This window comes from Streptomyces sp. NPDC014764 (assembly GCF_043082785.1).
GTDB lineage: Bacteria > Actinomycetota > Actinomycetes > Streptomycetales > Streptomycetaceae > Streptomyces > Streptomyces althioticus.
Genome location: NZ_JBIBXY010000005.1, coordinates 47,721 through 74,700, shown reverse-complemented (window position 1 = coordinate 74,700; position 26,980 = coordinate 47,721). Strand labels below are relative to the sequence as shown.

Annotated in this window: 30 protein-coding genes and 2 pseudogenes; 14 read left to right on the top strand and 18 right to left on the bottom strand. The window is 71.9% G+C overall.

What is annotated here, in order from left to right; translation table 11 throughout:
* Positions 1 to 10 precede the first annotated feature (10 nt).
* Positions 11 to 1,012, bottom strand: a complete 1,002-nt coding sequence (locus ACF1AG_RS14595; RefSeq protein WP_359600102.1) for an Lrp/AsnC family transcriptional regulator — start codon at positions 1,010 to 1,012, stop codon at positions 11 to 13.
* A 359-nt stretch (positions 1,013 to 1,371) separates the two neighbouring features.
* On the opposite strand from ACF1AG_RS14595, the gene ACF1AG_RS14590 reads away from it, so the two are divergent.
* The 6 genes from ACF1AG_RS14590 to ACF1AG_RS14565 all read left to right on the top strand — a co-directional run bounded on the left by ACF1AG_RS14590 (position 1,372) and on the right by ACF1AG_RS14565 (position 5,487).
* On the top strand, positions 1,372 to 2,907 hold the full coding sequence (locus ACF1AG_RS14590) for an MFS transporter (protein ID WP_359600103.1): 1,536 nt from the start codon (positions 1,372 to 1,374) through the stop codon (positions 2,905 to 2,907).
* On the top strand, positions 2,904 to 3,500 hold the full coding sequence (locus tag ACF1AG_RS14585) for a TetR/AcrR family transcriptional regulator (protein WP_359600104.1): 597 nt from the start codon (positions 2,904 to 2,906) through the stop codon (positions 3,498 to 3,500). The genes ACF1AG_RS14590 and ACF1AG_RS14585 overlap by 4 nt, the downstream gene beginning before the upstream one ends.
* A gap of 19 nt (positions 3,501 to 3,519) precedes the next feature.
* On the top strand, positions 3,520 to 3,666 hold the full coding sequence (locus tag ACF1AG_RS14580; RefSeq protein WP_391809822.1) for a hypothetical protein: 147 nt from the start codon (positions 3,520 to 3,522) through the stop codon (positions 3,664 to 3,666).
* Between the two features lie 92 nt (positions 3,667 to 3,758).
* Complete coding sequence (locus tag ACF1AG_RS14575) at positions 3,759 to 4,376, top strand: dihydrofolate reductase family protein (RefSeq protein WP_391809821.1); 618 nt, start codon at positions 3,759 to 3,761, stop codon at positions 4,374 to 4,376.
* A 186-nt stretch (positions 4,377 to 4,562) separates the two neighbouring features.
* The gene (locus tag ACF1AG_RS14570) at positions 4,563 to 5,024 is read left to right on the top strand and encodes an excalibur calcium-binding domain-containing protein (protein WP_387796193.1); all 462 of its coding nucleotides are present in this window, start codon (positions 4,563 to 4,565) and stop codon (positions 5,022 to 5,024) included.
* Between the two features lie 154 nt (positions 5,025 to 5,178).
* Positions 5,179 to 5,487, top strand: a complete 309-nt coding sequence (locus ACF1AG_RS14565) for a hypothetical protein (RefSeq protein ID WP_359600110.1) — start codon at positions 5,179 to 5,181, stop codon at positions 5,485 to 5,487.
* 15 nt (positions 5,488 to 5,502) lie between these two features.
* On the opposite strand, the gene ACF1AG_RS14560 is transcribed toward ACF1AG_RS14565, so the two are convergent.
* The 4 genes from ACF1AG_RS14560 to ACF1AG_RS14545 all read right to left on the bottom strand — a co-directional run bounded on the left by ACF1AG_RS14560 (position 5,503) and on the right by ACF1AG_RS14545 (position 8,615).
* Positions 5,503 to 7,170, bottom strand: coding sequence for a RecQ family ATP-dependent DNA helicase (locus ACF1AG_RS14560; RefSeq protein WP_391809820.1), 1,668 nt, complete (start codon positions 7,168 to 7,170; stop codon positions 5,503 to 5,505).
* Positions 7,171 to 7,279: 109 nt separating this feature from the next.
* Positions 7,280 to 7,480 carry a DUF2191 domain-containing protein gene (locus tag ACF1AG_RS14555; protein WP_359600113.1) on the bottom strand — a complete coding sequence of 67 codons (201 nt, stop codon included), beginning with the start codon at positions 7,478 to 7,480 and terminating at the stop codon, positions 7,280 to 7,282.
* A gap of 26 nt (positions 7,481 to 7,506) precedes the next feature.
* A complete protein-coding gene (locus tag ACF1AG_RS14550) occupies positions 7,507 to 7,638 on the bottom strand; it encodes a hypothetical protein (RefSeq protein ID WP_359600114.1) in 132 nt (43 codons plus the stop codon).
* A complete protein-coding gene (locus tag ACF1AG_RS14545) occupies positions 7,635 to 8,615 on the bottom strand; it encodes a helix-turn-helix domain-containing protein (protein WP_359600115.1) in 981 nt (326 codons plus the stop codon). Before ACF1AG_RS14545 ends, ACF1AG_RS14550 begins: the two co-directional genes overlap by 4 nt.
* A 123-nt stretch (positions 8,616 to 8,738) precedes the next feature.
* Here ACF1AG_RS14545 and ACF1AG_RS14540 point away from each other — a divergent pair, with 123 nt between their 5' ends.
* Positions 8,739 to 9,704, top strand: a complete 966-nt coding sequence (locus tag ACF1AG_RS14540; protein ID WP_359600116.1) for an NADP-dependent oxidoreductase — start codon at positions 8,739 to 8,741, stop codon at positions 9,702 to 9,704.
* Between the two features lie 50 nt (positions 9,705 to 9,754).
* Complete coding sequence (locus tag ACF1AG_RS14535) at positions 9,755 to 10,078, top strand: hypothetical protein (protein ID WP_359600117.1); 324 nt, start codon at positions 9,755 to 9,757, stop codon at positions 10,076 to 10,078.
* Between the two features lie 42 nt (positions 10,079 to 10,120).
* On the opposite strand, the pseudogene ACF1AG_RS14530 reads toward ACF1AG_RS14535, so the two are convergent.
* Positions 10,121 to 10,207, bottom strand: a pseudogene (locus tag ACF1AG_RS14530) (3-ketoacyl-ACP reductase); the annotation flags it as partial.
* Between the two features lie 205 nt (positions 10,208 to 10,412).
* Positions 10,413 to 11,552: a M23 family metallopeptidase gene (locus tag ACF1AG_RS14525; RefSeq protein WP_359600119.1), complete on the bottom strand. Its 1,140-nt coding sequence runs from the start codon at positions 11,550 to 11,552 to the stop codon at positions 10,413 to 10,415.
* A 334-nt stretch (positions 11,553 to 11,886) separates the two neighbouring features.
* On the opposite strand from ACF1AG_RS14525, the gene ACF1AG_RS14520 reads away from it, so the two are divergent.
* Complete coding sequence (locus ACF1AG_RS14520; protein WP_391809819.1) at positions 11,887 to 12,453, top strand: GNAT family N-acetyltransferase; 567 nt, start codon at positions 11,887 to 11,889, stop codon at positions 12,451 to 12,453.
* A 16-nt stretch (positions 12,454 to 12,469) separates the two neighbouring features.
* Here the strand turns inward: ACF1AG_RS14520 and ppdK are convergent, their stop codons facing one another.
* From ppdK to ACF1AG_RS14505, 3 genes are all read right to left on the bottom strand, one after another.
* Positions 12,470 to 15,139 carry a pyruvate, phosphate dikinase gene (gene ppdK / locus ACF1AG_RS14515; protein ID WP_359600122.1) on the bottom strand — a complete coding sequence of 890 codons (2,670 nt, stop codon included), beginning with the start codon at positions 15,137 to 15,139 and terminating at the stop codon, positions 12,470 to 12,472.
* A 33-nt stretch (positions 15,140 to 15,172) separates the two neighbouring features.
* On the bottom strand, positions 15,173 to 15,865 hold the full coding sequence (locus tag ACF1AG_RS14510; protein ID WP_359600124.1) for a DUF4389 domain-containing protein: 693 nt from the start codon (positions 15,863 to 15,865) through the stop codon (positions 15,173 to 15,175).
* Positions 15,866 to 16,124: 259 nt separating this feature from the next.
* Positions 16,125 to 16,769, bottom strand: coding sequence for an MBL fold metallo-hydrolase (locus ACF1AG_RS14505; RefSeq protein ID WP_359600125.1), 645 nt, complete (start codon positions 16,767 to 16,769; stop codon positions 16,125 to 16,127).
* A 78-nt stretch (positions 16,770 to 16,847) separates the two neighbouring features.
* Here ACF1AG_RS14505 and ACF1AG_RS14500 point away from each other — a divergent pair, with 78 nt between their 5' ends.
* A complete protein-coding gene (locus tag ACF1AG_RS14500) occupies positions 16,848 to 17,273 on the top strand; it encodes a helix-turn-helix domain-containing protein (RefSeq protein ID WP_359600126.1) in 426 nt (141 codons plus the stop codon).
* 209 nt (positions 17,274 to 17,482) lie between these two features.
* A complete protein-coding gene (locus tag ACF1AG_RS14495; RefSeq protein WP_359600127.1) occupies positions 17,483 to 17,785 on the top strand; it encodes a DUF1540 domain-containing protein in 303 nt (100 codons plus the stop codon).
* Positions 17,786 to 18,036: 251 nt separating this feature from the next.
* Here ACF1AG_RS14495 and ACF1AG_RS14490 read toward each other — a convergent pair whose 3' ends face one another.
* Positions 18,037 to 18,828 carry an alpha/beta fold hydrolase gene (locus ACF1AG_RS14490; RefSeq protein WP_391809818.1) on the bottom strand — a complete coding sequence of 264 codons (792 nt, stop codon included), beginning with the start codon at positions 18,826 to 18,828 and terminating at the stop codon, positions 18,037 to 18,039.
* Between the two features lie 38 nt (positions 18,829 to 18,866).
* Between ACF1AG_RS14490 and ACF1AG_RS14485 the strand changes: the two genes are divergently transcribed.
* A complete protein-coding gene (locus tag ACF1AG_RS14485) occupies positions 18,867 to 19,478 on the top strand; it encodes a TetR/AcrR family transcriptional regulator (protein ID WP_391809817.1) in 612 nt (203 codons plus the stop codon).
* On the opposite strand, the gene ACF1AG_RS14480 is transcribed toward ACF1AG_RS14485, so the two are convergent.
* From ACF1AG_RS14480 to ACF1AG_RS14460, 5 genes and pseudogenes are all read right to left on the bottom strand, one after another.
* Positions 19,468 to 20,304: a DUF4184 family protein gene (locus tag ACF1AG_RS14480; protein WP_359600131.1), complete on the bottom strand. Its 837-nt coding sequence runs from the start codon at positions 20,302 to 20,304 to the stop codon at positions 19,468 to 19,470. The genes ACF1AG_RS14485 and ACF1AG_RS14480 overlap by 11 nt on opposite strands.
* Positions 20,305 to 20,427: 123 nt before the next feature.
* Complete coding sequence (locus ACF1AG_RS14475; protein WP_391809816.1) at positions 20,428 to 21,201, bottom strand: hypothetical protein; 774 nt, start codon at positions 21,199 to 21,201, stop codon at positions 20,428 to 20,430.
* Positions 21,198 to 21,539, bottom strand: coding sequence for a PadR family transcriptional regulator (locus tag ACF1AG_RS14470; RefSeq protein WP_359600134.1), 342 nt, complete (start codon positions 21,537 to 21,539; stop codon positions 21,198 to 21,200). Before ACF1AG_RS14470 ends, ACF1AG_RS14475 begins: the two co-directional genes overlap by 4 nt.
* A gap of 426 nt (positions 21,540 to 21,965) precedes the next feature.
* Positions 21,966 to 22,526 carry a GNAT family N-acetyltransferase gene (locus tag ACF1AG_RS14465; RefSeq protein WP_359600135.1) on the bottom strand — a complete coding sequence of 187 codons (561 nt, stop codon included), beginning with the start codon at positions 22,524 to 22,526 and terminating at the stop codon, positions 21,966 to 21,968.
* A 129-nt stretch (positions 22,527 to 22,655) separates the two neighbouring features.
* Positions 22,656 to 22,853, bottom strand: a pseudogene (locus ACF1AG_RS14460) (GNAT family N-acetyltransferase); the annotation flags it as partial.
* 139 nt (positions 22,854 to 22,992) lie between these two features.
* Here ACF1AG_RS14460 and ACF1AG_RS14455 point away from each other — a divergent pair.
* Positions 22,993 to 23,295 carry a hypothetical protein gene (locus tag ACF1AG_RS14455; protein WP_359600137.1) on the top strand — a complete coding sequence of 101 codons (303 nt, stop codon included), beginning with the start codon at positions 22,993 to 22,995 and terminating at the stop codon, positions 23,293 to 23,295.
* Positions 23,296 to 23,580: 285 nt separating this feature from the next.
* On the opposite strand, the gene ACF1AG_RS14450 is transcribed toward ACF1AG_RS14455, so the two are convergent.
* Positions 23,581 to 23,820, bottom strand: coding sequence for a hypothetical protein (locus tag ACF1AG_RS14450; protein ID WP_359600138.1), 240 nt, complete (start codon positions 23,818 to 23,820; stop codon positions 23,581 to 23,583).
* Positions 23,821 to 23,870: 50 nt separating this feature from the next.
* On the opposite strand from ACF1AG_RS14450, the gene ACF1AG_RS14445 reads away from it, so the two are divergent.
* Positions 23,871 to 24,242, top strand: coding sequence for an erythromycin esterase family protein (locus ACF1AG_RS14445; protein ID WP_391809922.1), 372 nt, complete (start codon positions 23,871 to 23,873; stop codon positions 24,240 to 24,242).
* 234 nt (positions 24,243 to 24,476) lie between these two features.
* On the opposite strand, the gene ACF1AG_RS14440 is transcribed toward ACF1AG_RS14445, so the two are convergent.
* Entirely contained in the window at positions 24,477 to 26,762 is a 2,286-nt protein-coding gene (locus ACF1AG_RS14440; protein WP_391809815.1) for an alpha/beta fold hydrolase, read from the bottom strand.
* Positions 26,763 to 26,980: the final 218 nt, after the last annotated feature.

The window sequence follows — 26,980 nt, the reverse complement described above, 5'->3', positions numbered from 1 at the left end:
CCGTGGCGACTCAGGCGGCCCGGTTCATCCGGTACCAGGAGTACTTCACGGTGGCGAGGTGCAGCGTCACGTCGGAGGCGATCAGCCCGGGCAGCGACCCGATGACCTCGCTGGTGTACGGGTACAGGTCGGTGCGCCGGGGCAGCACCATGTGTCCGACGAGGTTGAAACGCCCGGTGGCGGCGCCGAGGAACTTCGTCCCGGGATGTCCGGCGAGCTGCCGTCCCGCCGCTTCCAGCTTCCCGGGCTCGATCGACAGCCACACCATGAACTCGGCGTCGAACCCGAGGAGGGCCGGATCGACGAGCGTGCGGAACTGGAGGACACCGCGCGAGATCAGCCGGTCCATCGCGCGGGCCACGCTGGACTCGGCGCGGTCGAGACGCCGGGCGAGAACACTGACCTGGGTGCGGCCGTCCTCCCTCAGCGCCGCGGCGATCTCCTGCTCGAGCGGGGTGAGCGCTTGTGGCGCACGGTCCCGGCCGGCGGAGTCCGGTGAGGCCGGGGCCGCCCGGAGCTCCGCCGCCGCCTCGGGAGGCAGCAGTCCGGTGTCCCACATGGCCGCCGAGGTGAACGGCCGGATGACCGGAACGACCTCGGTGCTGGTGATGAGGTCGGTCGCCGGCAGGTCGGTGAACAGCATCCGCATCATGTCGTCGTTGTCACGCGCGACGAAGTCGACGACCAGATCGGCGGAACCGGTGACGACGGCCACGAAGCGGACGTCATGGCTCTCGCTGAACCGCGCCGCCGCCTCCAGGCCCCGTCCGGGGCGGGCCTGGGCCCGGACCATCATGGAGGATCCCCCCTCCGTCCGGTCCAGCTCCAAGGTCCCCGTCACCCGCAGCAGCCCTCGCTCACGCAGCGCCGCGTAACGGCGCTGCGCCGTCGTCTCACTGGCGCCGACCCAGCGGGCCACCGCGCTCCACGGGGCACGCCCGTTGAGCTGGAGAGCCGCGATCACACGGCGGTCCAGCTCGTCGACGGTGTCCCGGAGGGCTGCTTCGGACATGCCCCGAAGCTAACCGTCGGTATTCGGTCAGTCAATGACGGAATCCTGCATCGCCGCAGGTCAGAGGGCTGGTATCAAGCAGGCGCCGCGCCGAAAGGCGCTGCTGGGCGCCTGATGCCGGGGTTGGCGGCGCGTGAAGGATTCCCCCAGAAGTCCGTGCCGGAAGTTTCCGACTGGTGTCCGACGGGCGGCGCTGCGGGTGTGCGCCGCGGGCAGGAGGCCGGCGGCGGCCGGGTCCGGCTGCCGTGGAACAGAGGCCCCGCGCTCACGACCCACGCCAAGGTGAATGGAAATTCACTGTTAGGGTGAATCGCCATTCACCAACAGAATCACCGCCCAGGCCTGCCGCTGGAGTGCCCATGGCGTCGTCCGCCCCGACAGCCCGCCCGTCCCGTGTCCCCTCTGGTCCGCGGGCCCGGCTCACCATCTCCGTCCTGGCCTACTGCGGCATCCTCATGGCGGTCATGCAGACCGTCGTCGTGCCGCTCCTGCCCGACCTGCCCCGGCTGACCGGCGCGTCGCCGTCCGCCGTCTCCTGGATGGTGACCGCGTCCCTGCTCGCGGGCGCCGTCCTCACCCCCGTCCTGGGCCGCGCCGGTGACATGTACGGCAAACGCCGTGTGCTGCTGCTGTCCCTCGCCCTGATGACCGCCGGTTCGGTGATCTGCGCGCTCACCGCCGACATCACGCTGCTCATCACCGCCCGCGCGCTCCAGGGCGCCGCCGTCTCCGTCGTGCCCCTGTCGATCAGCATCCTCCGCGACGAACTGCCCCCGGAGCGCCGGAACGGCGCCGTCGCGCTGATGAGCTCCACCGTCGGCATCGGCGCCGCCCTCGGCCTGCCCGCCGCGGCCCTGATCATCCAGTACGCGAACTGGCACGTCATGTTCTGGGTCACCGCCGCCCTCGGTGCCACCGGCGTCGCGCTGATCCGGTGGGCGGTGCCGGAGTCACCGGTGCGGGAGAGCGGCCGCTTCGACGTCACCGGTGCCCTCGGACTGGCCGTCGGTCTCGTCTGCCTGCTCCTCGCCGTGTCCCAGGGCGGCACCTGGGGATGGGGGAGCGCCCCGATCGCCGGCCTCTTCGCCGGCGCCGTTCTCGTCCTGGCCCTCTGGTGGCGCCACCAGCTCCGCGCCGACCGCCCGCTGGTGGACCTGCGTCTCGTCTCCCGGCCCCGCGTCGGCCTCTCCCACGTGGCCGCCCTCCTCACCGGCTTCGCCTTCTACGCCAACACGCTCGTCACCGCGCAACTCGTGCAGGCCCCCGAGTCCAGCGGCTACGGACTCGGCCTGTCCATCGTCCAGACCGGCCTCGTCCTGCTGCCGAGCGGCGTCGTCATGCTGCTGCTCTCCCCGGTCTCCGCCCGCATCTCGGCCGCGCGCGGCCCGAGGATCACCCTCTCGCTCGGCGCCGCCGTCATCGCCGCCGGCTACGGCGTGCGCATCGCCGACAGCCGCTCCCTGGTGATGATCATGGTCGGCGCCACGGTCGTGTCCATCGGCACCACCCTCGCCTACTCGGCGCTCCCCGCTCTGATCATCCGCGCCGTCCCGGCCTCGCAGACCGCCTCCGCCAACGGCGTCAACGTCCTCATGCGGACCGTCGGCCAGGCCGTCTCCAGTGCCGCCGTCGCCGCCGTCCTCGTGCACCACACCGGCCTTGTCGACGGACTCCCGCTGCCCACCCTGCACGGCTACCTCGTCGCCTTCGCCGTCGCCGCCGGCATCGCCCTCGCCGCCAGCGCCGTGGCCCTGCTCATACCGGGCGACCCGGCCCACGGACGCGAGCCCGCTCCCGAGGCCGACCCCGCCCCGGAGGGCGGACCCACGAGCGAGTCCACCCGTGCGAAAGGCGTCCGGTCGGTCGCCGACGGCACCGCCATGGAGGAAGCGTGAGCACCGAGAACACCCCGCCCCACGGCGAGGCGCCCCGTCCCGTGCGACGGGACGCCGAGGCGACCAAGGCGGCCATCCTGCGCGCCGCCCGCTACTTCCTCGCCCGCCAGGCCCACGCCGACATCACCCTCAAGGCCGTAGCGGAGCGCGCCGGGGTCAGCCCGCCGCTCGTCCTCAAGTACTTCGGCAACAAGGACGCCGTCTTCGCCCGCGTGATGTCCTTCGAGGAGGATGCGGCGGCCCTCCTCGACGCCTCTCTGGAGGACCTCGGCCGGCACATGGTCCGGCACGTCCTGGTCAGCCAGCGCGAGCACGGCTCCGACCCGCTCCTGCGGATCGCCTTCGCACCGCTCCAGGGCGACCACGGCGACATCCTCCGTGCCAACTTCCGTGCCCAGGTGACCAGTCGGCTCGCCGCCCGCCTCCCCGGCCCCGACGCGGGCCTGCGCGCCGAACTCGCCCTGGGCGCACTCCTCGGCCTGGGCGTGATCTACGGCATCGCCCGCGGAACGGATGTGAGGTCGACGCCCGTCGAGGAAACGGTCGGACGCTACGGCCCGCTCGTGCAGGCCCAGTTGACCCCACCGGACTGACAGGGCGACCTGACGGCCGGTGCGCGTCAGCACGTACGTGTTTCCGGCATCCGGATCCCCGAACAAGAAGGCCGGCGTAACCCCGCCGCCCTTACGGCTGTCCACGTACATCGACGACATCCTCGCCCGGCACGACGACCCGCTCGGTATCTCCCACGACTGGTGAGGGCGCCGTCGTGCTCCACGAGTAGGACGCCCCGCTCGAAGTCGTCGTCGGTCCGCCGATGAATCCGGCCGGCGAACCGGGTCTGCATTCACATGACCCGCATCATCGCTGACATCTCGGTCTCCCTCGACGGATACGTGACCGGTCCCCACCCGGGCCTGGAGAACGGCCTCGGCGACGGCGGTGAGGGCCTGCACACCTGGGCCTTCTCCGACGACCCGGAGGACCGCCGTATCGTCCGCGAGACGACCGAACGCTCCGGCGCCGTGGTCCTGGGCCGGAACCTCTTCGACATCGTCGACGGCCCTGGGGGCTGGAACGACGAGACCGGCTACGGCGCCGGCGAGGTCGGCAGGCCGTCGTTCGTCGTCGTGACGAGCGAGCCGCCCGCGTCCGTCCGCACGTCCGACCTCGACTGGACGTTCGTCACCACCGGTGTGCGCGACGCCGTCACCGCCGCACGCGAACGCGCGGAGGCGGCGTCGGCGCGCGGCGGGAAGGACCTCGACGTGTACGTCATGGGCGGCGGCATCACGATCAGCTCGGCCCTCGACGCCGGACTGATCGACGTGCTGACCCTGCACGTGGCCCCCGTCGTGCTGGGCGGTGGCACACCCCTCTTCAGCGGCGGGGTGCCCCACACGCTCACGCAGCGAAGCGTCACGCGCACGACGACGGCTACCCACATCGCCTACGACGTACCGCGCTGACCGCTTTGGCGGCGGACGGCGCACGGTTCGATCACGACAACCGCACCCGGACTGCCTTCCCGCCTCTGCCTGCTGACGGAGCGTCATCGGCCGCGGCAAGCTGAGGACAGCACTTCACCCCCGGAGTTCACATTTTCTTCACGTGGCCGCTACAGTTCGTCCTTCAACTAGCGCCCGGGGGGAATCATGACCAACCCGTACACGGCCGGAGGCCGCACCGTACCGAAGTGGGCCCGCAAGCGGTACGTGCTGCCGGCGCTCGCCCTCGCCTTCTTCATAGGCATCGGAGCGGGCGGCGAGGACGGCAGCGCGAAGGCGGACACCAAGCCTCTGGCGGCCAAGGCCCAGCCGTCGGCGACCGTCACCGCGACGGTGACCGCTACGCCCTCCGCCGAAGCGGAACCCGCCCCGACCGTGACGGTGACGGAAACGGAGACGGCCAGGGTGAAGGTGAAGGTCACCAAGACCGTGACGGCCGAGCCCGCCGAGGAGGACTACAGCGGGGGCGGGGGCGGGGGCGGCGGCGGGAGCGCGTACTACGAGAACTGCTCCGCCGCCCGAGCCGCCGGTGCGGCGCCCGTCCGCATCGGCGACCCCGGCTATGGCAGTCACCTCGACCGCGACGGTGACGGCGTCGGCTGCGAGTAACGGGCGGGCATGGGACGGCGCCCCACGTGGCACTCGTCCGGTGCGGGCGGCGCCCGCCGCCACAGGGGCGCCGCGACCGTGTACGAACAGCCGCCGAGTGTGAGGACGATCCCGTCGTGACCGGAAACAGCCCCGCCGAGCCCGTACGCCGGCCATGAAACGCGGCAAGCGGTACGCCGTCGCCGCCTCCGGGCAGTGGACCGACGAGGAGGACGGCCGCCGCAGACTGCCCGCCGGGGAGGTCCACGCCTGGGAGCCGGGCCGCAACGGAACCGTCTGCGGCCTGTCCCTCAGCCGCTCACGCCTCGCCCGCTTCTCGCACGTCAACTGGCCCGACACGTTCCCCGAGTCGGGCGGCGCGGCCGACAAGGTACAGCGGGTGTGCCCGCGTTGCGCGTCGGTGGCCGGACGCCGAGGCAGCGACGCGCGCCCACGCTGGGTGCGCGTCCGCCCGCGTCCGTGAGGCGAGTCCGGCGCCTCAGGCGCCGGTCAGCAGATCAGCCTCCTCCACGGCCGACAGCGACAGGGTCTTGTAGCCGACCTGCTCGAACAGCACGACGACGCGGTCCTCCTCCATGCGCATCACGGTGCCCGCACCCCAGTCGGCGTGCTGCACACGCTCGTTCGGCTCGTAGGGCCCGGCCTCCCCGGCCGGGGGAGAGGTGTCCGCACGCCCGGCATCCACCGCACCGGGCTCGTCGGCCACACGCTCGCACACGTCACAACGCCCGCACGGCGAGTCCAGCTGCTCGCCGAAGTAGCCGAGCAGGTACTGGCGGCGGCAGCTCGGCGTCTCCGCGTAGCCGCGCATCATCTCGATGCGCGAGCGGTCGATACGGCGCCGCCGCTCGAACACCTCCTCCGCCGCCTCCGCGGCGTCCTCCGCCGACCGCCCGGACACCGCCCGCACCGCACGGCGCCGCCCCTCGACGACCACCGCACCGGCCTCCTCCAGCAGGTTCAGCAAGTCGCCGGCCTTCCGGCGCGACAACCCGCACAGCTCCGCCGTACGAATGCGGCTCTGCGGCGCCTCCTGCCCGAGCAGCGTGCTCATGATCCGCCGCAGCGCCTCCGTGTCCAGCGACCTCGACGTGAGGAACTTCTGCAGCCCCAGGTCCTCGGGCCGGTAGAACAGCACGGCGTCGGCCGGCTCCCCGTCCCGGCCGGCCCGCCCGACCTCCTGGTAGTAGGAGTCGAGCGACTCGGGCACGGACGCGTGCGCGACGAACCGCACGTCGGGCTTGTCGATGCCCATCCCGAACGCCGAGGTGGCGACGACCACGGCGGGTGCGCCCTCCATGAAGCCGTCCTGGATCCGCCGCCGCTCGGCCGCCTTGAGCCCGGCGTGATACGCCTCGGCGTCGACCCCGTCCTCCCGGAGACGCTCCGCATACGCCTCGGCGTCCTTGCGGGTGGCGGTGTAGAGGATGCCCGGGGTGGGCGCCGAGGCCGTCCAGCGGGAGACGGCCTCACGCTTGGAGGGGTCGTCGGTGTGCGTGTGCACGGTCAGCTGGATGGCGGGCCGGTCCGTGCCGGCCGTGACGAGGCGGGGGTCACGCATGTGCAGGTGCTCGACGACGTCCTCACGGACGGGAGCCGCCGCGGTCGCGGTGAGCGCGAGCACGGGCGGGCGGCCCAGCCGCTCGGCGGCCTCGCCGAGGGTGAGGTAGTCCGGCCGGAAGTCGTGCCCCCAGGCCGACACGCAGTGGGCCTCGTCGACGACGAACAGCGACGGCCGCAGACCGCGCAGCCGTTCCAGGACGTCCTTCCTCGCCAGCTGCTCCGGGGAGAGGAACAGGTACTCGGCGTCACCCTCCTCCACCGCCTGCCAGCCCTCGTCGGTCACCGACTGCGACTGGGCGGAGTTCACGGCCACGGCGTCCGGGGCCTCACTGTCGCGCAGCCCCGTGACCTGGTCACGCTGCAGCGCGATCAGCGGCGACACGACGACGGTGGGCCCGTCCAGCAGCACGGTCGGCACCTGGTAGATCGCCGATTTCCCGGAGCCGGTGGGCATCACGACCAGCACGTCACGGCCGTCCAGCAGCTCCTGCATCGCCTCGGCCTGCTCCGCGCCCAGATCGCTCCACCCGAACCGCTCGCGCGCCACGCGACGCAACTCGGCCCCCCGCTCCCGCTCGTCCATCCCGTACGCCCTTTCCAGCCCCTGACCAGTGAGTTCCCGGCCCGAGTGCCCGCTGCGGGGGCGGGGATGCGCGACACGTCGTGCCGCTGCCGCGCGGCGGGGAGGCGACTCAGCCCTCCGGATCCCGCGGCTTGACGTCGACCTCGCGCAACCCCTGGTCCCTGAGCCCGGTACGGGCCTCCGTACGGTGCCCGCGGGCTACGTAGTCCCGCACGATCGCCTCGACCGCGTCCTGCGGCGAACCGATCCCCGCCAGGACCATCACCTCCACCACGAGTTCGGCGTCCAGACTGATGCTGACCTTGGCCACCCTGCCCCCTTGCGTCGTACCCCGTCTCAGCCGCGTCCGAGCGCCTGCGGCTTGTGATCGACAGCTTCGCGCACATGCCTGACATTCGCATCGACTTCGCCACCGCCGACCGGAATCGGCACGGTGAGCCCGGTCGTCAGTGAGGGATCGGGCGTCACCGCGCCGCCGTCACCCCCGGCACGCCGTGCGTACGGCGGTACGCCGCCGGTGACAGGCCCACGTACGTGTGGAACTGGCGGCGCAGGGCCACCGGGTCGCCGAAACCGCAGGCCTTGGCGATGCGGGCGACGGGCAGGGCCGTGGACTCCAGGAGATGCCGTGCGTGCGCGAGCCGGCGCTGGGCCAGCCACTTCAGCGGGCTGAGCCCCGTCTCCTGGCGGAAACGGCGCGTGAACGTACGCACGCTCATGTGCGCGTGTCGCGCCATGTCCTCCAGGGTGAGCGGCTCGGCAAGCCGCTCCAGTGCCCACTGCCGCGTCGCCGACGTGGAGCGGTCGGCGTCCTGAGGCACCACGTGCTCGATGAACTGCGCCTGCCCGCCCTCACGCCACGGCGCCGCCACACACCGTCGGGCGGCGGCCGCGGCGACACTCGTCCCGTGGTCCCGCCGTACGAGGTGCAGGCACAGGTCGATGCCCGCGGCGCCGCCGGCGGACGTGAGGATGCGGCCGTTGTCGACGAACAGTACGTTCGGATCGACCTCGATCCCCGGGAACAGTTCCGCGAAGGCCTCGCACAGCGTCCAGTGCGTGGTGGCCCGCAGCCCGTCCAGCAGCCCCGCAGCCGCCAGCAGAAAGGCCGAGGTGCAAAGACTCACGATGCGCGTCTCCGGCCGGACCGCCTTCAGCACCGCAGTGACGTCCTCGGGCAGGGTCCCCGTCGCCAGCAGTTGGGGCGTGGGCTCCTGGGTGGCGATCACCACCGTGTCGGCGGTCAACAGCAGCGACTCGTCGTGCTCCACGACGAGCCGGAAGTCCTCGCGCGTACGGACCGGCCGTCCCCCGATCGAGCAGGTCCCGACCGAGTACAGGCGACTCCCGTCCGCGGCCCGCGCCTCGTTGAAGACCCGGGAGGGAATGCCCAGGTCCAGGGGTAGAACCCCGTCGAGGGCGAGAACGGCGACCCGATGCGTCATGGCCGGAATAGTACGACAGGTGTCCCTCAGGCCACTCACGCCCGCCCGCACCCGCACGGCAGAGTGGATCGCGCCGGGCACTCCCCGGCGCACCACCCCCACGACGAACAGGAGCACGACACCATGAGCGGCCACACCATGCGCGCCGTCACGATCAAGGAGTTCGGCGGCCCGGAGGTCCTCACCCCCGAGGACGTGGCCCGTCCCGAACCCCTCCCGACCGAGGTCCTGGTGCGCGTCCACGCCGCCGGAATCAACCCGGTCGACTGGAAGACCCGCACGGGCCAGGGAATGGCGGGGCTGCAGACCTTCCCGCTGATCCTCGGCTGGGACGTCTCCGGCGTCGTCGAAGAGGTCGGCTTCGGCGTCACCACGCTCAAGCCGGGCGACGAGGTGTACGGCATGCCGTGGTTCCCGCGCGCCGGCGGCGCCTACGCCGAGTACGTCACGGCACCGGCCCGCCAGTGGGCCCGCAAGCCGTCCACCGTGGACCACGTCCACGCCGCCGCCGTACCGCTGGCGGCGCTGACCGCCTGGCAGATCCTCGTGGACACCGCGCACGTGCAGGCGGGGCAGCGCGTCCTGATCACGGCCGCCGCCGGAGGCGTGGGCCACTTCGCCGTCCAGTTCGCCCGCCACCTGGGCGCGCACGTGATCGCCACGGCGAGCGCCGCCCGCCACCCCTGGCTGAAGGACCTGGGCGCCGACACGACGATCGACTACACCACCACCCCCTTCGAGGAGGCCGCGGCCGACGTCGACGTGGTCGTCGACCTGGTCGGCGACGATCACGACCGGACCAGCACCCGCGCCCTGAAGACCCTGTCCCCGGGCGGCCTGCTGGTCGCCGTCCCCAGCGGCGTCTCCCCGGACCTGGCGGCGGCCGCCGACGCGGCGGGCGTAAGGACCACCGGATTCCTCGTGGAGCCGGACGGCCCGGCGCTGACCCGGATCGCGGAACTGATCGACGCGGGTGAGGTCAGCGTCGAGGTGGAGAAGGCCTTCCCCCTCGCGGAGGCCGCCACCGCCCACGCCCACGGCGAGGCCGGGCACACGCGCGGCAAGCTGGTGCTGACCGCGACGGACTGACTCGCGGGGCGTGCGGGTTCGGCAGGAGCCGCACGGGGCACCTCGTCGTTGTGAACGCGGACCAGCCACCGGAGCGGACCCCTGACGGGCACCACGTCGTCATCCGAGGCAGGAAATGGCGGGCGACCGATCCCTCGATCCCGGAGGAGACGGCCGCCCGCCTGCGACGCCACCTCATGTCGGCACGCCGAGCGGTACGCTCCGCGACGACATCCGACGACGAACAGGCTGAGCGGGCGGCCCGCTCCCGGGTGAACCGGGCCAAGATCGCCCTCGGCGAACGGGGCACCCCGTGGTGGGAACAGCCGGAGGAGGAGCGGCGCCGCCGCTGGGAAGAGGGGCTGGAGACCCTCGACGAGGAGGACGACACCTGAGGCGCCGACCGGAAGCCGGCGTCACGCCGACCCGCGTCGAGCTCACCCCAGTCCGCCGGTCGCCCGCAGGTTCCGACCGGTGATCCACCGGCCGTCCGGTCCCACGAGGAAAGCGACGACGCCGGCCACGCCGGCCGAAGCAGTGCCGCAACCGCACACCCCGTGACAACACCTCGCCTCCGCACAGCGCGATGGAGCGCCACCGGCAACCCCGGCGGCTGGGTCCTTCTCGTCATGTCGACATGTATTTGCGGGGCGCTTCACCTGTTTCTCCGCAACGCCGCCCGGAAGCAACCGAGCTGACTCCGCCGGGGCTCGAGGCTCCAAAAGGGCCTCACCCGGCGTCCGTGAGCCAGGCCATCGGATCCGTGTACTGGCCGTCGAGGAGCACCTCGAAATGGAGGTGAGGCCCCGTGGACAGTCCGGTCGAGCCGGCCAGCCCCACGGCCTGCCCCGTCGACAGATTCTGACCCGCACTCACCTGAAGCGCCGACAAGTGGCTGTACGTCGTCTGCAGCCGCTTCCCCTCGATCGTGCCGTGGTCGATCACCACCCGGTACCCGTACGCCGGCGACATGCCCGCGAACTCCACCACCCCGCCCCAGGCAGCCGACACCTGCGCCCCCTGCGGCGCGTCGAAGTCGACGCCCGTGTGCAGCTTGGTCACTCCTGTCAGCGGGTGCTTGCGTGAGCCGAACGGAGAGGTGACGGAGAGAGTGACGACCGGGTGCTGCAGTCGCGCGCCGGCAGCCTGGACGCCGGCCTCCTGCTCCGGGTTGCGCCGGACCAACGCGCTGTACTGCGGCAGCCTCTTCTTCACCTCGGTCACGAACAGGCGCGCCGACGGGGGGACTTGGCCGTCCTCCGCCACCTCGTCCACGCCCACCGCGTACGCGGCGAGCGTGAGGTCGGCGAGATCTCCGTTCACGGCACCCTTGGTGCGCAGTGTGGTCATCCGCTTCGCCAGAGAGCAGTCCTGCCGCCCCAGCGCCATGATCGCGTCCACCTTGTCGAGCGGCGTGGACGTGCCGTTGCCGTCGTCGTCCCGGCCCCACTTCTGCCAACCGGCATCCGTGAAACGGGCGATGCCCAGCTCGGACAGGCTCGCGCTGTCGCTCTGCCAGCCGGACAGCTGGTCGATGTGAGCGGCGAGCAGGGCGGGCGTGACCCCCGCACAGTCAGCGGTTGCCCTGCGCAGCCAGGGGACGTAGGAACCGTCCACGTTGCTGACCGCCGACTCCGCCTGGCCCGGCGTCCGGTCCTGCGGTGCGGCCGTCTCGCCACCGACGAGCGAGACGAAGGCGAGGACAGCGCCGAGCGTCACCACTCCCGGTAGCACGACCAGCAGGCAGGCGCCCGGGCCACGACGGCGGCGCGGTGCGGCGGCACCAGCAGTGGTGCCGGCGGCGGTGGCAGTGGTGGAAGCCGGCGACACGGCCTGTGCCGCGTCGTCGCCCTTGGGCACGTTCTGCATGCTCTCACTCTCGGCGGCAGCCCCCGCAGCAAGCGGTCCGACGTGCCTTCCCTGTCCCCGAACACGGCGAGAAACGCCGGTTCCCCCGCGGACGCTACGCGCTCCGAGACCGGCAAGGCACCGGCCGCGAGGACAGAATGCACTGCCCGATGAGGCACCCCGCGCGACGCGCCCAGCACAACACAGCCGTCCCCTGGGGCAACCCATCGCCCCGGAGCCGCCTCTTCACCCGCTGTTCCCCGCCCGGAGGGGACGCTCCCGCGCCTTGCCCGGCCGGGACCGGACCCTTCCCGCGTCCTGCGCGCTCGCGCCCACCGCCGCATACGATCACCAAGTGATCGACACAGCCACCTTGCACGCGCCGGCGACCCCGTCCGCCCCCGCCCTCGTCCTCCGCCCCTGGGCCACGGAGGACATCCCCATGCTCGTCGACGTCTTCCGCGACCCCGCCATGCGCCAGGGGACCGGTGCCGCCATCGAGAACGAGGCAGACGCATCACGGTGGGTGCAAGGCCAACAGCGCGGCTGGGCAGCAGGCGACCGCTTCGGCTTCGCCGTACTCGAACAGCAACCCGGCTCCCCACACGTCCAGTTGGCGGGCAACGTCGTCCTCAAGGAGGTCGCCCCCGGCAAACCCTCGGCAGAGGTCGGCTACTGGACCGCGGCCCACGCCCGCGGCCGAGGCGTGGCGCCGCGCGCCGTGGAAACCCTCACCGACTGGGCCTTCGCCACCCCCGCAACGGGCTCAGTGCAGCGTCTCGAACTTCTCCACCAGGTTGACAACACGGCCTCCTGCCGCGTGGCGGACAAGTCCCGCTACCGCCTCGAAGGCGTCCTCCCCGCCGCACCGCCCGCCTTCCCGCTCGAAGGGCACCTGCACATACGCCGAAGGGACACCTGACCCCTGCGGGCGCCCCTCACCCGGTCCCTTCCGACGCCGCCCTCCCCGCCTCCAGCCGCGCGACCGGCACCCGGTAGGGCGAGCAGGACACGTAGTCCAGGCCCACGGCATGGAAGAAGTGCACCGACTCCGGGTCCCCGCCGTGTTCGCCGCACACCCCCATGTGCAGGCCGGGCCGTGCCGCACGCCCCTCCCGCACCGCGATCTCCACCAGGCGCCCCACGCCCTTGCGGTCGATGGTCTCGAAGGGGGAAACGGTGAAGACGCCCTTGTCGAGGTACGCGGAGAAGAAGGCCGCCTCGACGTCGTCGCGGGAGAAACCCCACGTGGTCTGGGTCAGATCGTTCGTGCCGAAGGAGAAGAACTCGGCCTCCTCCGCGATCAGCCCGGCGGTGAGCGCCGCCCTCGGCAGCTCGATCATCGTGCCGACCGGGCATTCGACGGGCATCCCGGCCTCCGCGGAGACGTCCGCCAGTACCCGGTCGACCTCCTCGCGCACCAGGCGCAGTTCCTCCACGGTGTCGACCAGCGGCACCATGATCTCCGCCCGGGGGTCCCCGCCCGCACGCCTGCGCTCCACGACCGCCTCGGCGACGGCCCGCACCTGCATGGCGACCAGCCCCGGAGCCACCAGGCCGAGGCGTACGCCGCGCAGGCCCAGCATCGGGTTCTCCTCGTGCATCCGGTTGACGGCGTCGAACAGCCGCACATCGTGCGCGTCGGGCGCACCGCCCTGCGCCTCGGCCGTCGCCAACCGCACGGCCAACTCCATGCGGTCGGGCAGGAATTCGTGCAGCGGCGGGTCGAGCAGACGGATGGTGACGGGCAGACCGTCCATCGCGTCCAGGATGCCGCGGAAGTCCCGCCGCTGGAGCGGCAACAGCGCCTCCAGCGCCCGGTCGCGTTCCGCGTCGTCGTCCGCGAGGATCATCGCCTCGACCAGCCGCCGCCGGTCGCCGAGGAACATGTGCTCCGTACGGCACAGGCCGATGCCCTCTGCCCCGAAACGCCGCGCCCGGGCCGCGTCCTCGGGGGTGTCCGCGTTCGCACGGACACCCAGCCGGCGTGCCCCGTCGGCGTGCTCCATGGCGCGTGCCACGGCGTCCACCAGCGGGTCCGGGCGCTCACCTGTCTCGAAGTACCGCACGACGGACGAGTCGACCAGCGGCACCGCACCCGAGTACACCGCTCCCGCCGAGCCGTCCACGGAGATGACGGTTCCTTCCTCCACGACCGTGCCGCCGACGGTGAAGCGCCGCCGCCGGGTGTCCACGGTGATCTCCTCGGCCCCGCACACGCACACCGTGCCCATGCCGCGCGCGACCACGGCCGCGTGACTGGTCTTGCCGCCGCGGCTGGTGAGGATCGCCTGCGCCGCCACCATGCCGGGCAGGTCGTCCGGCGTGGTCTCCTCCCGCACCAGGACGACCTTCTCCCCGGCCTCCCCACGCCGGACCGCCTCCGCGGAGTCGAACACCGCCGCGCCGACGGCCGCCCCGGGGGAGGCGGGCACACCGTGCGCCAGCGGCTCCCCGACGGCGGATGCGTCGAACCGGGGGAACATCAGCCGCGCCAACTGGTCCCCGTGCACCCGGCCGAGCGCCTCGTCCGCGGAGACGAGCCCTTCGTCGGCCAAGGCGGAGGCGATGGTGAAGGCGGCCTCGGCGGTGCGCTTGCCCACACGGGTCTGCAGCATCCACAGCCGGCCGCGCTCGACGGTGAACTCGATGTCGCACAGGTCGCGGTAGTGCGCCTCCAACGTCGCCATGTTGCGGCGCAAGTGCTCGTACGCCTCGGGGGCGAGGCGGGCGAGTTCGTCCAGCGGCACGGTGTTGCGGATGCCCGAGACGACGTCCTCGCCCTGCGCGTTGGCCAGGTAGTCGCCGTACACGCCGGACCGGCCGGTGGCCGGGTCGCGGGTGAACGCGACACCGCTGCCGGAGTCGGGGCCCAGGTTGCCGAACACCATCGTCTGCACGGTGACGGCCGTGCCCAGGTCGTCCGGAATGTGTTCGCGCTTGCGGTACAGACGGGCGCGTTCGACGTTCCACGACTGGAACACCGCCAGCACCGCCCGCTGCAGCTGCTCGGCCGGGGACTGCGGGAACGACTCGCCCGTCTCCCGGCGGATCAGCTCCTTGTACGTCTCGACCAGGCCGGCCAGGTCGACCGCGTTCAGTCCCAGGTCGTCCGCCGCGCCCACGTCCCGCTTCGCTTCCTCGAGCGCCTGCTCGAACAGGGTGCCGTCGACACCCATCACCGTGCAGCCGAACATCTGGACAAGGCGACGGTAGGAGTCCCAGGCGAACCGATCGTCACCCGCCGACTTCGCCAGGCCCGTCACCGAGTCGTCGTTGAGGCCGACGTCGAGGATCGTCTCCATCATGCCGGGCATCGAGTAGCGCGCGCCCGATCGCACCGACACCAGCAGCGGGTCGTCCCGCTGACCCAGCCGCCGCCCGGCGGCCCGCTCCAGCGTGGCCAGGTGGTCCGAGATCTCCCGCGACAGACCAGGCGGTTCCCCGCCGGTCGCGAGGAACGCGCGGCAGGCCTCGGTGGTGACGACGAAACCGGGCGGCACCGGCAGACCCAGCCGGGTCATCTCGGCCAGGTTGGCGCCCTTGCCGCCCAGCAGGTCGGCCTGCTCCCGGCCGCCCTCGCCGAACGCGTACACGTAACGGACCATCTCGTGCTCCTCCCGATGAGACCTACTGTGTCGTCACGAAGCCGCATCCGGCTCCCGCCCGCCCTGGTCGAGCCGGAACGGCGGATACGCGTCCGTGAGCAGCGCCGAGTACGCGGCGACCCGCAGCACCCACCGGTTGAGGCCGAGCAGCAGGTCGTGGAGGCCGCGCGGATACAGTCCGGTGAAGGCCAGGGCGACGCCCGCGAACAACGCGAGCAGGCCGATGAGGCCGCCCGAGAACCAGGCAAGGCGCGCGCCGCCGACGAAGAACCCCAGGACCAGGTAGTGCGGCAGGGCCAGCAGCCACCACTTCACCAGGACCAGCCCGCGCGACAGGTGCTCCGGGTAGGCCACGTCCCAGTGCGCCGGGTAGTCGCGGACGTCGGCGAGGGTGAACGGCGGATAGCGGTCGGTGCCCAGAGCGCCGTACGCGTAGTACGCCACGCGCCAGTTCCAGCGCAGCACACCGGCGGTGAAGTCGAACAGGGGACGCGGGTACCGGCCGGTGAGAAGGATCGCGAAGAAGGCGACCACGCTCACCACCGCGACCCCCACCCACAGGAAGAACAGGACGACGTGGTGGGGGAGCGCGAGCAGCCACTTGACCAGCCACAGCCAGCGCGACAGCGGCGTGTCGAGCCGCGCCGTCAGCCGGGCCGGATACGCCGGGGCGGCGCCCGCCGGGCCGGGCGGCGGAGCGGCGGAGGAGGTGACGTGTGAGCTCATGGTGACCGGTCCCTCCGGAAGCCGGTGACGATCACGGAAGGCGGTGCCGGTCACGCGCCGTGGTGCGTGGTCGTCGTCGTACTCCTGCTTCCAGCATCGGTGAAACGGCCGGTCGGCGCAGGGCCCGGCCCGGGACGGGCGGCCCGCCCGGCGCCCTCCCGGCCGCGTCGGGACCTTCAGCGCCGGGTCGTCCTCCTGCCGCACCACGACAACAGGGCAGGCCGCCTAGTGCGCGAATGACCGAAGGCGCCGGGGAGTCTCACACCTGAACGCAGGCGCCGGGCTCCAGCCGCTCGATCGGAATGCCGGTCAGCCCCTTCTCACCGAGGAGATTCGCGGTGGACTGCCGGCCCAGGTCGCTCAGCATGAGTTCGTGGATCTCCACGACACGCTCGGGCTTGACGGCGCGGACGTAGTCGGCGGCCTCACCGAGCTTCGTCCAGGGGCCGCTGGTCGGCAGCAGGAGGGTGCGCACGGGGGCGTCGGGCACGCAGTAGGCGTCGCCGGGATGGTGGACGGCACCGTCACCGAGGAGGTACCCGACATTGTCGGGGCACGGGATGTCGGGGTGGATCCGCGCATGCCGGTGGCCGTGGACACTGACAGTGACCGACCCCACGCTGAAGGTGTCACCCGCGGCGACGACATGCACGCGCCCTCCGTGGCTGCCGAGGGCGGCCGCGACGGCGGAGGTGCCGTAGACCTGCAGGTCGGGCCGCGCCTGAAGAGCGGCGGCGACGACCTGTTCGTCGAAGTGGTCGAAGTGTTCATGGGTGATCAGTACGGCGTGGGCCCGGGCGACGGCTCCGGCCGCGTCCGGGGTGAACGCGCCGGGGTCGACGACCAGCCGGGTGCCGTCCTTCTCGAGCGTGACGCAGGCATGGGCGTGCTTGGTGAGCTTCACGAGGGGGCCTTCCGAACGTGCGAATATCTACAACTAGACTGTACAACTCAATTGATATAAACAGGTAAAGTGACGGTCATGGACGACAAACAACTGGCCGAGGAACTCCGGCTGACCATCGGCGGGCTCGTCCGCACGGTGCGCGCCGCCGACACGATGCCGCCCGGCGAGTCCGCCGTGCTGGGCTACCTGGACCGCGGCGGCCCGCTGACGACCGCCGAGATCGCCCAGCAGCGCGGAGTCACCCACCAGTCGGCGGCCAAGACCGTGAAAGACCTGCTGGCTCAGGATTTCGTACGGGCCGAGGCGCACCCGGGCGACGGGCGCAAGCTCCTGCTCCACCTCACGCAGGCGGGACGCGACCGTCTTACCGAGGAACGCATGCGGCGCGCCGACTGGCTCGGCGCCGCGATCAACGCCGTCCTCGACGCCGACGAACGCAGGACGCTCGAGGCGGCACTGCCCCTGCTGTCACGCCTGAGCACGCACCTGCACGGCAGGTAGCCCGCGGGTTCCCGGCCGCCGACCCCTGTGGACATGCGCAGCCCGGTGCCGTCACGGACAGTGGAAGACAGGAGAGGAGCGTTCCGCCAGCGGCGGGCCCGGACGGATACCGTGCCGGAGCCGCCGGGCACTGTCCAAAGCGCCGACGGCTTCAGAAGAACCGGCAGCTCCGGACGCTCCGCACGACCTCAAGAGAAGGGCGATCCGCCATGACAGCCGCACCCGTCATGCAACTGCCCGTCATCAGCGAATGCGCGGCCGAGGGCTGCGCGTACAACCATGACCACGCGTGCCACGCCGCGGCGATCACCGTGGGGGACCTCGACAGTCCTGTCTGCGACACGTTCATGGGCGCCGACCTCGAGGGCGGTGAACCTTCGACGACGGGCAGGGTCGGCGCCTGCAAGATGGCCGACTGCCGCCACAACAGCGGACTCGAGTGCCACGCCCCGGCCATCGCCGTGGGCCTCGAGCACGAGCAGGTGAACTGCCTCACCTACGAGCGGACGTAAGCCCCGCACACCGAACCACGTCCGGCGCGTGAGCGGGCAGCAGGCCGACCGGAGCCACGGGCTGTTCTCCCCCGCGCCTCCGGCGGAAGGCCTGTCGCCGGCCGGGGTCCCGCGCCTGCTGGCACGGCAAGGCCCGAACGCGCTCCCGCAGGAGCCGCTCGGACCCGTCCGACCCGGCTGGGCGCCATAACCGCCGCCTGACCAGCCAGACGAAACCCCGTAGGACGTCCGTGAACGCGAACGCGGCAGCGTCAGTCGGCCAACCCGTTCAGCATCTCGGCGAGCTGCAGAGGCGCCTCGAGATGGACGAGGTGCCCCTCGTCGGCCAGTTCGTGGACCCTGGCAGCGGGCACCCGCCGCCGCACGTCGTCGAACGACGTCCCGTAAGGGGCGGTGCCCCGGCTCGCGCCGCCGACGATCAGATCGACACGGTCCGCGCGCCGGGCCATGACGTCCGGCGCCGGCTCGTTCAACGCCAGCGTCTCCCTGTACAAGGGCTCGCTCAGCCGGCGCAGGTTCTCCCACACCTCGCGATCCGCCCGCAGCGCTGCGACCCGCGCCGGATCCAGGCCGGTGATCCGGCGGTTGACGATGTCGACGGTCGCGTCCCGGTCCCGCCGCTCGTCGGCGGAGGCGAGGTCGGGCAGAGCGTGCAGGCCGAAGGGGCGCATGACCGGCTCGTAGGCGATCAGCTGCCGCACGGGACGCCCGTCGGCGGCGAGCAGGGCGATGAGCCCGCCGTAGCTCCAGCCGAAGACTGCACGCGTGCCGTCGAACGCGTCGAGAACGGCGTACAGGTCCTCGACCTCGGTCCGCAGCGAGTACGTGTCGGTCAGCGGCCCGGACGGCGTACGTCCCCGGCGGTTGACGACCGCCACGGACGGCCAGGCGCGGACTGCCGAGGCGACGCGGCGCCACGCCCGCGCGTCACTCATCACACCAGGGAGGACGACGAGCCCTGGGGCTCCCGGATCACCGTGGACCTCGACCGTGACCCAGCTGCCGCCACCGACCGGAACCTGTTTCTGAAACGTCTGCTCCATAAACCTCATTATTGGATCAGACGCTCTACAATGCAAGCGTGGAACGACGACAGCGGGGACGCCCTCGCGCCTTCGACCGGGATCACGTGATCCTCGAAGCGGCCCGCCTGTTCTGGGCCCGCGGCTACTCGGGCACGTCCACGCGTGACCTCACCGCCGCCACCGGGCTGTCGACGTCGAGCCTCTACGCCGCGTTCGGCAGCAAGGCCGGGCTCTTCGAGGGAGCGGTGCGCACCTACGCCGAGCGCTACCGCGAGATCTACGCGCGGGCGGTCGCGGAAGAGGACGTCCACACCGTCCTGGAGCGGATCCTCGTCGATTCGGTCGACGAATTCTGCCGGCCGAGCGACACCCACCCGGGCTGCCTGCTCAGCAGCGCCGTGATGACCGACAGCACCGACACGCTCGACGCGGGCACCTACTTCGCCGAACTCCAGGTCTCGAACGAACGGACCTTGCGCGAGCGCATCGAACGCGCGCTGGAACACGGCGAGTTGGCGGCGGCTGTCGACGCGGGGGTTGTCGCCGGACTGGTCCAGTCGGTCTGGCACGGGCTGTCGGTGCGATCCCGGCTCGGTGCGCCGCGCGAGGACTTGCTCGCCGTGGCACGCTGCACGCTCGACCTGATCCGCGAGCGCTTCACTCCGTGAGCGCCGACCGGCGGGAGGCGGCGCGGAGCAGCGCCTTGTGCGCCCACCAGCCGCCGGCGTACGCCAGAACCGCACAGGCCAGGGCGGCGCCACCCCCGGTGACCCAGTCCGACAGAACCACTTCTGCGGCCTCGCGCGCGCCGATCCCCGCTTCTTGACGGTCGGTCAGGGGTGTGGCGTTGGCAGCGCCACCGGCGAGCACGGCGACAGCCAGGCCGCCGGCCACGACCCGGCGGGTGAGGGTGGGCAAGGTGTCCCGCGTGGCGCTTGCGCTCCGCCGGTCGGGGGCGCCGCGCAGCCTGCGCCACATGACGACGACGATGGCCAGGAGTCCTACGGCGGTGCTGAGGTGCTGCACGGCACGCGCCACCGTGAGGTCCCCGGCGACATGGGACCGCAGGATCGCCAGATGCGTCACCAGATATCCGTCGGCATGCGTGAACGAGTCCCACACCAGGTGGGTGGCGATGCCGATCGCGAGGGAGAGCAGTACCCAACCCGCCCGACGCAGGGGGTCGCCGAGTCCGTGCTCGCTGTCGGGAGACAGTCTGGCCGGCAACAGGTCGACGACCGGTCGCCGCACCACGGCGTACGCCGCCAACAAGACAGCCGAGAAGACCGCCGGTACGCCGATTCCGGACATCTGATGGGACGTGGTGGCGTTGAGGAACGGCTCGTACCAGGACTGGGCGCTCACGGGTATGCCGGCCGCGGCGAGAAAGTACGGCACGTCCGGCGCGACGGCCCCGCAGACCAGGGCGCCCGGCGAGAACGGGTGGCGCAGCAACGGCAGAACGGCGGCCGGGTGGGAAAGCGTGAACGGCATCGGGGGCCACCTGGGTGTCGAGCGTGACGATAGGGAGAACGAGAGTATATATCGGTGAACTGACTATGAATGTCGTGACTGAACATGCCGGTCAGGCCCCGGCACGCCTGCCCGGACGACGAATCAGGGCCCGACGGTATGGGCGTAGGCGAGAAACAACGGACAGGCCACGACGACCGCAGCCGACCGGACGACGGCGAGAGACCGCTGCCGCAGCGCACCCGCGACGCCGCAAGCCGCGAGCACCAGCAGAGGCCACAGACCGTAGTCCGTACTCACGGGAAGCACGCCGGCGTACAACGCGGTGACGGGCACCCACACGGCGGCGGCCGTCACTCCGGCGGTGACACGGTCGCGCGCTCCCGGCGGCAGATCGGGCGGAGCGGCTGCCAACACCAGGGCCGCGAGCAGCGCCATGACGGGCGTGACGACGGGATCACCGAAGGCCGGCCCGCTGGCGACGGTGGCGACCGCGTAGGCCACCAGCCCGACGACGGCCGCCCACGCCCCGGCACGCCACCGGCCGGTGAGCGCGGTGACGGCACCGACGGCCACGACCGCGGAGGCGAACAACCGCACGGTCCAGCTGTCCGGGTCGAGGGGCGGGAAGGCGGGGGACAGGGAGGCGGCGACGTACCAGCGGCTCAGATGCAGCCCGCAGTAGGCGGCGGCGACCCCGGCGACCTGCGGAGCCGCTGCCGCGAGGAGCTGTCCGACCGTGCTCGAGGACGTCACGCCGAGCCGCATGCGCAGGGCGTGCCCGGCGATGTCGGCGGCTTCCCGGAGCCGGTCGACGGCACGGACGCCGTCCACGGACTCCCGATAAGCGGCGACGATCTCGTCGCCCGCCTCGAGACGGTACCGCTGCGGATACAGGCGCAGGACAGCCTCGATCACGTCTGCGTGGCGGGGCGTCCGGAAAGCCCGAGCCGACGGGTGGCCTCGCGCGCGGTCGCCGCCATCCGCTCGGCCGCCGCGGACAGTGTCTCCCGCCCGGCCGGAGCAAGGGCGTACACCTTCCGGGCCCGCCCGTCGACGACCTCCTCCCGGTGGACCTGGATGAGTCCGTCCTTGAGGAGACGGTCCAGGGCCCCGTAGAGCGTGCCGGTCCGCAGCACGACGCGCCCTTCGGACAACGCCTTGACCTCCTGCGTAACGGCGTACCCGTGCCGAGGCCGGTCGGCCAGTGCCGTGAGAATCAACAGACTCGGCTCCTGCATCGGACGCTCACTCATCCGGCCAGGATATGCCGTCGACCATCGCATGAGTGGCGCGGGCTGGTGCCGTTGTGGTCGCCGCGACCGCCCCGTGGGCGCCTCCGCGCCGGCCACGAGGCGGTGGTCGTCCACTGCAGTCGCACGCCCTGGTCTCCCGGTGGGTCGCTCCCGACCATGGTGCCCGCCCCGCCGTCTTCCCGGACCTGGTGACCACCTTCCCGCTCTGCGTGACTACGGCTGGAACGTGTGGCAGTGGTATACCGCCGCCGTGGCCCGCTTCGTCTCCGAGGGGAGCGGCGGCCCTGCCGGTGAGGGGCTTGCCTGGCTCCGGCCCGGCCTACCTCGCCTTGACCGGTCGACCGGTCGGCCCGCGAGGGGGCACCGAAAGTGCTCAGGCCGAGAGGTCGGCGGGGCGTATCGGCCGGGCCCGGCTCGGCTTCATTCTCAGGGCACTTCCACCGGACGCCAGTCACGCCGGAGGAGGCCGTAGACCCAGGAGTCGGAGACGTCGCCGTCGACGATGCAGTCCTCGCGGAGAGTGCCCTCGCGGATGAAGCCGAGCTTCTCCAGCACTCGCGCCGACGCCGCGTTCCGGGTGTCGACGTCGGCCCGGACCCGGTTGAGACCGAGGGCGTCGAACCCCCACCGCAGGAGGCCATGCACCGTCTCCGTGGCATAGCCGTGCCCCCAGACCTCGCGGTCGAAGACGTAACACAGCACCGCGCTACGGAAGTCGGGGTTCCAGTCGATGAGCCCGCACCAGCCGACGAAGGCGCCGTCGGAGCCCCGCTCGACGGCCAGGCGCGCCCCCGTGCCCTCTTCCTCCATCCGGCGGCACGTGGCGAGGAAACGCTGCGCACGTGCCGGTTCGGTCCACGGAGCGGAGTCCCAGTAGCGCAGCACACGAGGGTCGCTGTGCAGGGCGAAGAGCGGCGCCGCGTCGTCGTCGGCGAACGGCCGAAGTCTCAGGCGGGCGGTGTGGAGTTCGGGAGGCGACAGGCTCATGTGGATCATCCTGCCGCGTTCCGCCCGACGCCGACCAGCGGTTTACGCGGGGGTGGGCCCGCCCCGAGAGGTCGGTCCCAGGCGACGCGTAAGCGACGAGGTGCGCGAGGAGGCGTCCGAGGACATGCGATCGTCGGCGACCAGCACATGGAAGGCGCAGACGCCGATGCCCCGCTCGGCCGGCAACGCGTCGAACCGGTCGGCGAACCGGTCGAAGAAGGCGTTGCCGCGGTCGGGGACCGAGGCAGCGAAGCAGGCGCGGTTCGCCCGCTCGAAGGCGAGCACCGCCGGGGCACGACCGGCATGCAACCGCTGCAACTCGGGGATGTGCCCGGACCTGCCCTCGTAGGGCCCGCCGTGCGGGAAGGTGAGGACCGGACATGCGTCGAGGACGACGGCGCCATCGCCCTCGACGCACCCCGTTTTCCCCTGATGCACAACGCGATTCGGGGGTACACGGGGGCGCATGGCACCGATGAAGAGTGAACGTAGTCAGCTGAAGCGGGCTGTGCGCCAGCTCCGCCGCATCCGCTCCTTCTACGCCGCGGCGACGGTGCTGTGGGCGGGGTCCGCCGTGTTGACCCGCTGGCAGGCCGCGGGAAGCCGACAGCTGATGGTCTGCGTCGTGCTCCTGGCCGTGTTCGCCGCGCTGTTCGTCATGGCGAGCGTCGCCCTCCGCCGCCTCGGAGTCCCGGCGACCGCCGAGCGGGTGCAGAGCCGTGCAGCCTCGTCCGCGGTGTCGAACGCCGGCGGCCACGCTGCGGCTTGAGCGTTCACGCCCCTGACCATGTGGCGGTGGGGGCTCCGCGCCCCAGCTGGTCCGGCTCGGCACCTCTGCCGGAACTCCGGAAGTGTCGCGTACCGAGGGGGCATCCTCCTCGGGCGGCCGCTTGTTCATGCCGGGCCTCGCAGTCATGGCCTCGGTGTCACCGAGTGAACGAACCGTGCCCGGTCCTCGCTCCGGACGCCTCGTCCGCGACAAACAGTCCGCGCGATGCTGCCAGTGCCACACCGGCCGCCGTCTGTCGGGCGAGTAGCGGATCTGCCCCGCCCTTCAGCAACAGGATCTGCTGATACACCGGAGCCGTCGCAGCGACGACCACCCTCCGCGCGTACGTCCCCGCAGGGACCTCCCCCGCGTCACGGCCCGCTCCACCACGACGGCGCACCGCGCATACCGCTCGTCCCGGAACCGCTGCAACGCCTCGGCCGCCTGTGGCGAACGGAACGAAGCGGCGATCAGCGCCGCGGTCACTGGCTCACCGGTGAGCCCGGCCTCGACCTCGCAGTTCACGGCGGTCAGATCGCCCGCGAGGGTGCCGGTGTCGCACCTAAGGGGAGGGGATTCCGGCCCTGGGCAGCCGGCTCCGCGAACGGTACGGCGACGCCTGCTACGCCCTGGCCCTCCTCTTCGGCAAGGGGTCCTTCCTGGCCCGGCGCGGCGACGACCTCCAAGGTCCTCCCGTGCGGCACCGCGTCGGCACCGGCATCCGCAGCATCGAGGCGCGGCTCGCGGACGCCGTACGCGGTGACTACTACGCCGACCTGAGGGCCGGGCCGGAACCGTGGCTCGACAGTCCGCAGGCGCAGCGCGGTTTCGGCGCGAACGTCCATCGCTTCCACACGGCGCCGCTCGTTCCGGCCCGGGACTACGACGGCTTCGCGTTCGTCGCCCGCTCCTCCTGCTCCCACCTCCTGGCCGGCCCGGGGGACTGACCGGCCATTCGCGTCAGGGGGTGAGCCGGGCGGGTCACGTGTCCCCGTCGGCGCATGCGTCTCCCCTGGAGTGTCCGGCGTCCACCGGACCTCGCCCGGCGGACCCCACCCCTACTCGCGCTCAACGTGCCTCCCCGTGGCCGAGTTCCATGCCAAGCACGCCGAAGAAGGGATCCTCGGCGGGCTCCTGTGCAAGAACAGGCGATGCGGTCTTCGACCACGGGGGCAGGGCGCTCAGGCTGGAAGGACGTTGTGGTTGTGGCGGAACAGATTGGCGGGGTCGTAGCGCCGCTTCACCTCGGCGAGCCTGTCGTAGCGCTCCGGCCCGTACACGGCCCGTACGCCGTCGGTGTCCGCGGCCTCGTCCGGCGAGAGGAAGTTCACCATGCCCCGGTCCGCCGCCCAAGGCGCGAGGCCGTCCACGACCTTCGCCAGATCCCTCCTCAGGTCGTCCGCACGGTCGGCACCGCCGACCGCGAGGCCGAAGGTGACGAACGGAATGCCCCTCATCGAGACCGCGTTGGCGACGCGCGGCTCCCGGTCCAGCGCACCACCGAGCGCCCGGATCTCGAAGTTCGCCAGCCGGCAGCCGGAGCCGGACCCCACGAGTTCCACCAGGGTCTGCGCCGCCTTCTCGGGGAACTCCCGCAGGGACAGGCTCCGGTCGAAGTACGGCATCGGCTCCACGGGGTCCATGTGGATCTCCCCGACGGCGGTGACGGGCTTTTCCCCGACCGCGTCGAGGAGGACCGGCGCCGCCGCCCGGAGCGGGGCCACGAGCCTCTCGCCGTCGTCGGCGGACCCCAGGTAGCCGATCCGCACGTGCACGACGAACGCGCCTCGCAGGGGCGGGGGCAGCGCCGGCAGGTCGGGAAGCCGCTGGACACCGAGGGACGTCGTCATCTCCTCCGGCACGGTCGGCACCCACAACCGCCAGGCGTCCAGCACGGCGGCCAGGTCCTCGCCGGCGAAGTAGATGCCGCCGCCGTAGAAGCGGGTCACGGGGAAGACGTCGAACTCGATCTCGGTCACGACACCGAAGTTGCCCTTCCCTCCGAGCAGGGCCCAGAACAGGTCCGGCTCGGTGTCCGGTGCCACCGTGCGCAGTTCGCCGTCCGCCGTCACCACGTTCATGCGGCGCACATGATCGGCCGCGTATCCGTGGGTCCGGCCGAGCAGCGGACTCTGGCCTCCTCCGAGGGTGTACCCGACCACCCCGACCTCGGGGGCGGAACCCGCGACGGGAGTGAGGCCGGCGTCCGCCGTGCGCGGCAGCACCTCGCTCCAGCGCAGGCCGGCCTCGGCACTGACGGTGCGCCGGTCCCCGTCCACCGACAGGCGCTTCATCCGTTCCGTCGTGACGAGCACGGCGTCCTCCGCCGGCGACACGAACTGGTGCCCCGAGGACTTCACCGCGATCGGCATGCCCCGGGCGGCGGCGAACCGCACCGCCGCCCGGACGTCGTCCTCACAGGCGGCCCCCACGACGAGAGCCGGCCGGAAGGAGAGGTTGAGATTGAACGTGGCGCATTCGGCGGCGTACTCGTCCGTGCCGGGCATGAACACCGGGCCGGAGAGTGCCCGCAGCTCCTCAGGTACGGCGCCCCCGGTACGGGGCTCGGCTTCCGTCCGCGTGGACTCCACGAAGCCGCGCACGGCCCGCGCGAACGCCTCGGGTTCCTCGACGTGGCCGAGGTGCCCGCTGTCCTCCAGCACCGCCAGCCGGGATCCGGGTATCAGCGTGTGGAGTTCCTCGGCCCATCGCGGCCCGCAGATCACGTCGTGTCGGCCGACCAGGACCAGAGTGGGAACGGTGAGTCCGGGCAGGGCGTCCCTGTCGTCGATGACGTCGGGTTCTCCCGTCTCGTGCTCCGTCGAGACGTACGTGCAGGTGACCGTGGAGCGGAACGCGCGGAACTCGTCCTCGCGGTCCCAGTACCGAGCGAAGTAGACCGGCAGCAGACCGCGCAGGGCCTCGGTGATGGAGGCGTCGTCGGTGCTTGATCCGACGGCCTGCAGGGCGGCGAGCGCCGAGGGAAGCTCCGGCCGGCCTTGGTTGCGCCGGACGAACGCGTCCACCCTGGCGGCGGCCTCCGCCATGTGCTCGGGACCCGTCACGGGAGCGCCTTCGTACAGAACCAGACCGTGCAGCCGGTCGGGGTGGTGCAGCGCGAGGTGCTGCGCGACGAAGGCACCGTGGGAGTGGCCGAGCAGGAAGACCCGGGGGAGTGCCAGCCGGTCGAGCAGCCCGGTCAGGCTGCGGGTGTAACGCTCACGGGTGTAGCCGTGCGGGTGAGAGGGGAGGCGCTGCGAGTCGCCGGTGCCCAGCGGTTCCACGTACACCATGGTCAGGAACTCCTCGAGTTCCGGTGTCCGCAGGGATGCCCAGTCGACACCCGGGCCGCCGGGCACGGCCAGGCAGACCGGGCCCGATCCGTGGACGTGGTAGCGCTGGGTGAGGCCGTCCACGTCCACTTGGTGAGGGCCCGGGGTCAGGTGACCGGCTGTCTCGTTGCTCACAGATCGCTCCAGGGGGACTGTTCGGTCCCTTGAGGAGCGCGCCGGATGGCGGCGGGCCACTCAAGGGAGATCAAGATGTTCGGTGTCAAGGGCTCGCGGTGCTCCGGGTCCGCGGGCGGCGGTCAGGGCCTCGGGGGACGTCCGCGGCAGCGGATGTGCGCGGATCGGGTGCATGACGGTGGTGGTGTCGCCCGTGTCCAGCAGCAATTTCCGGTCGG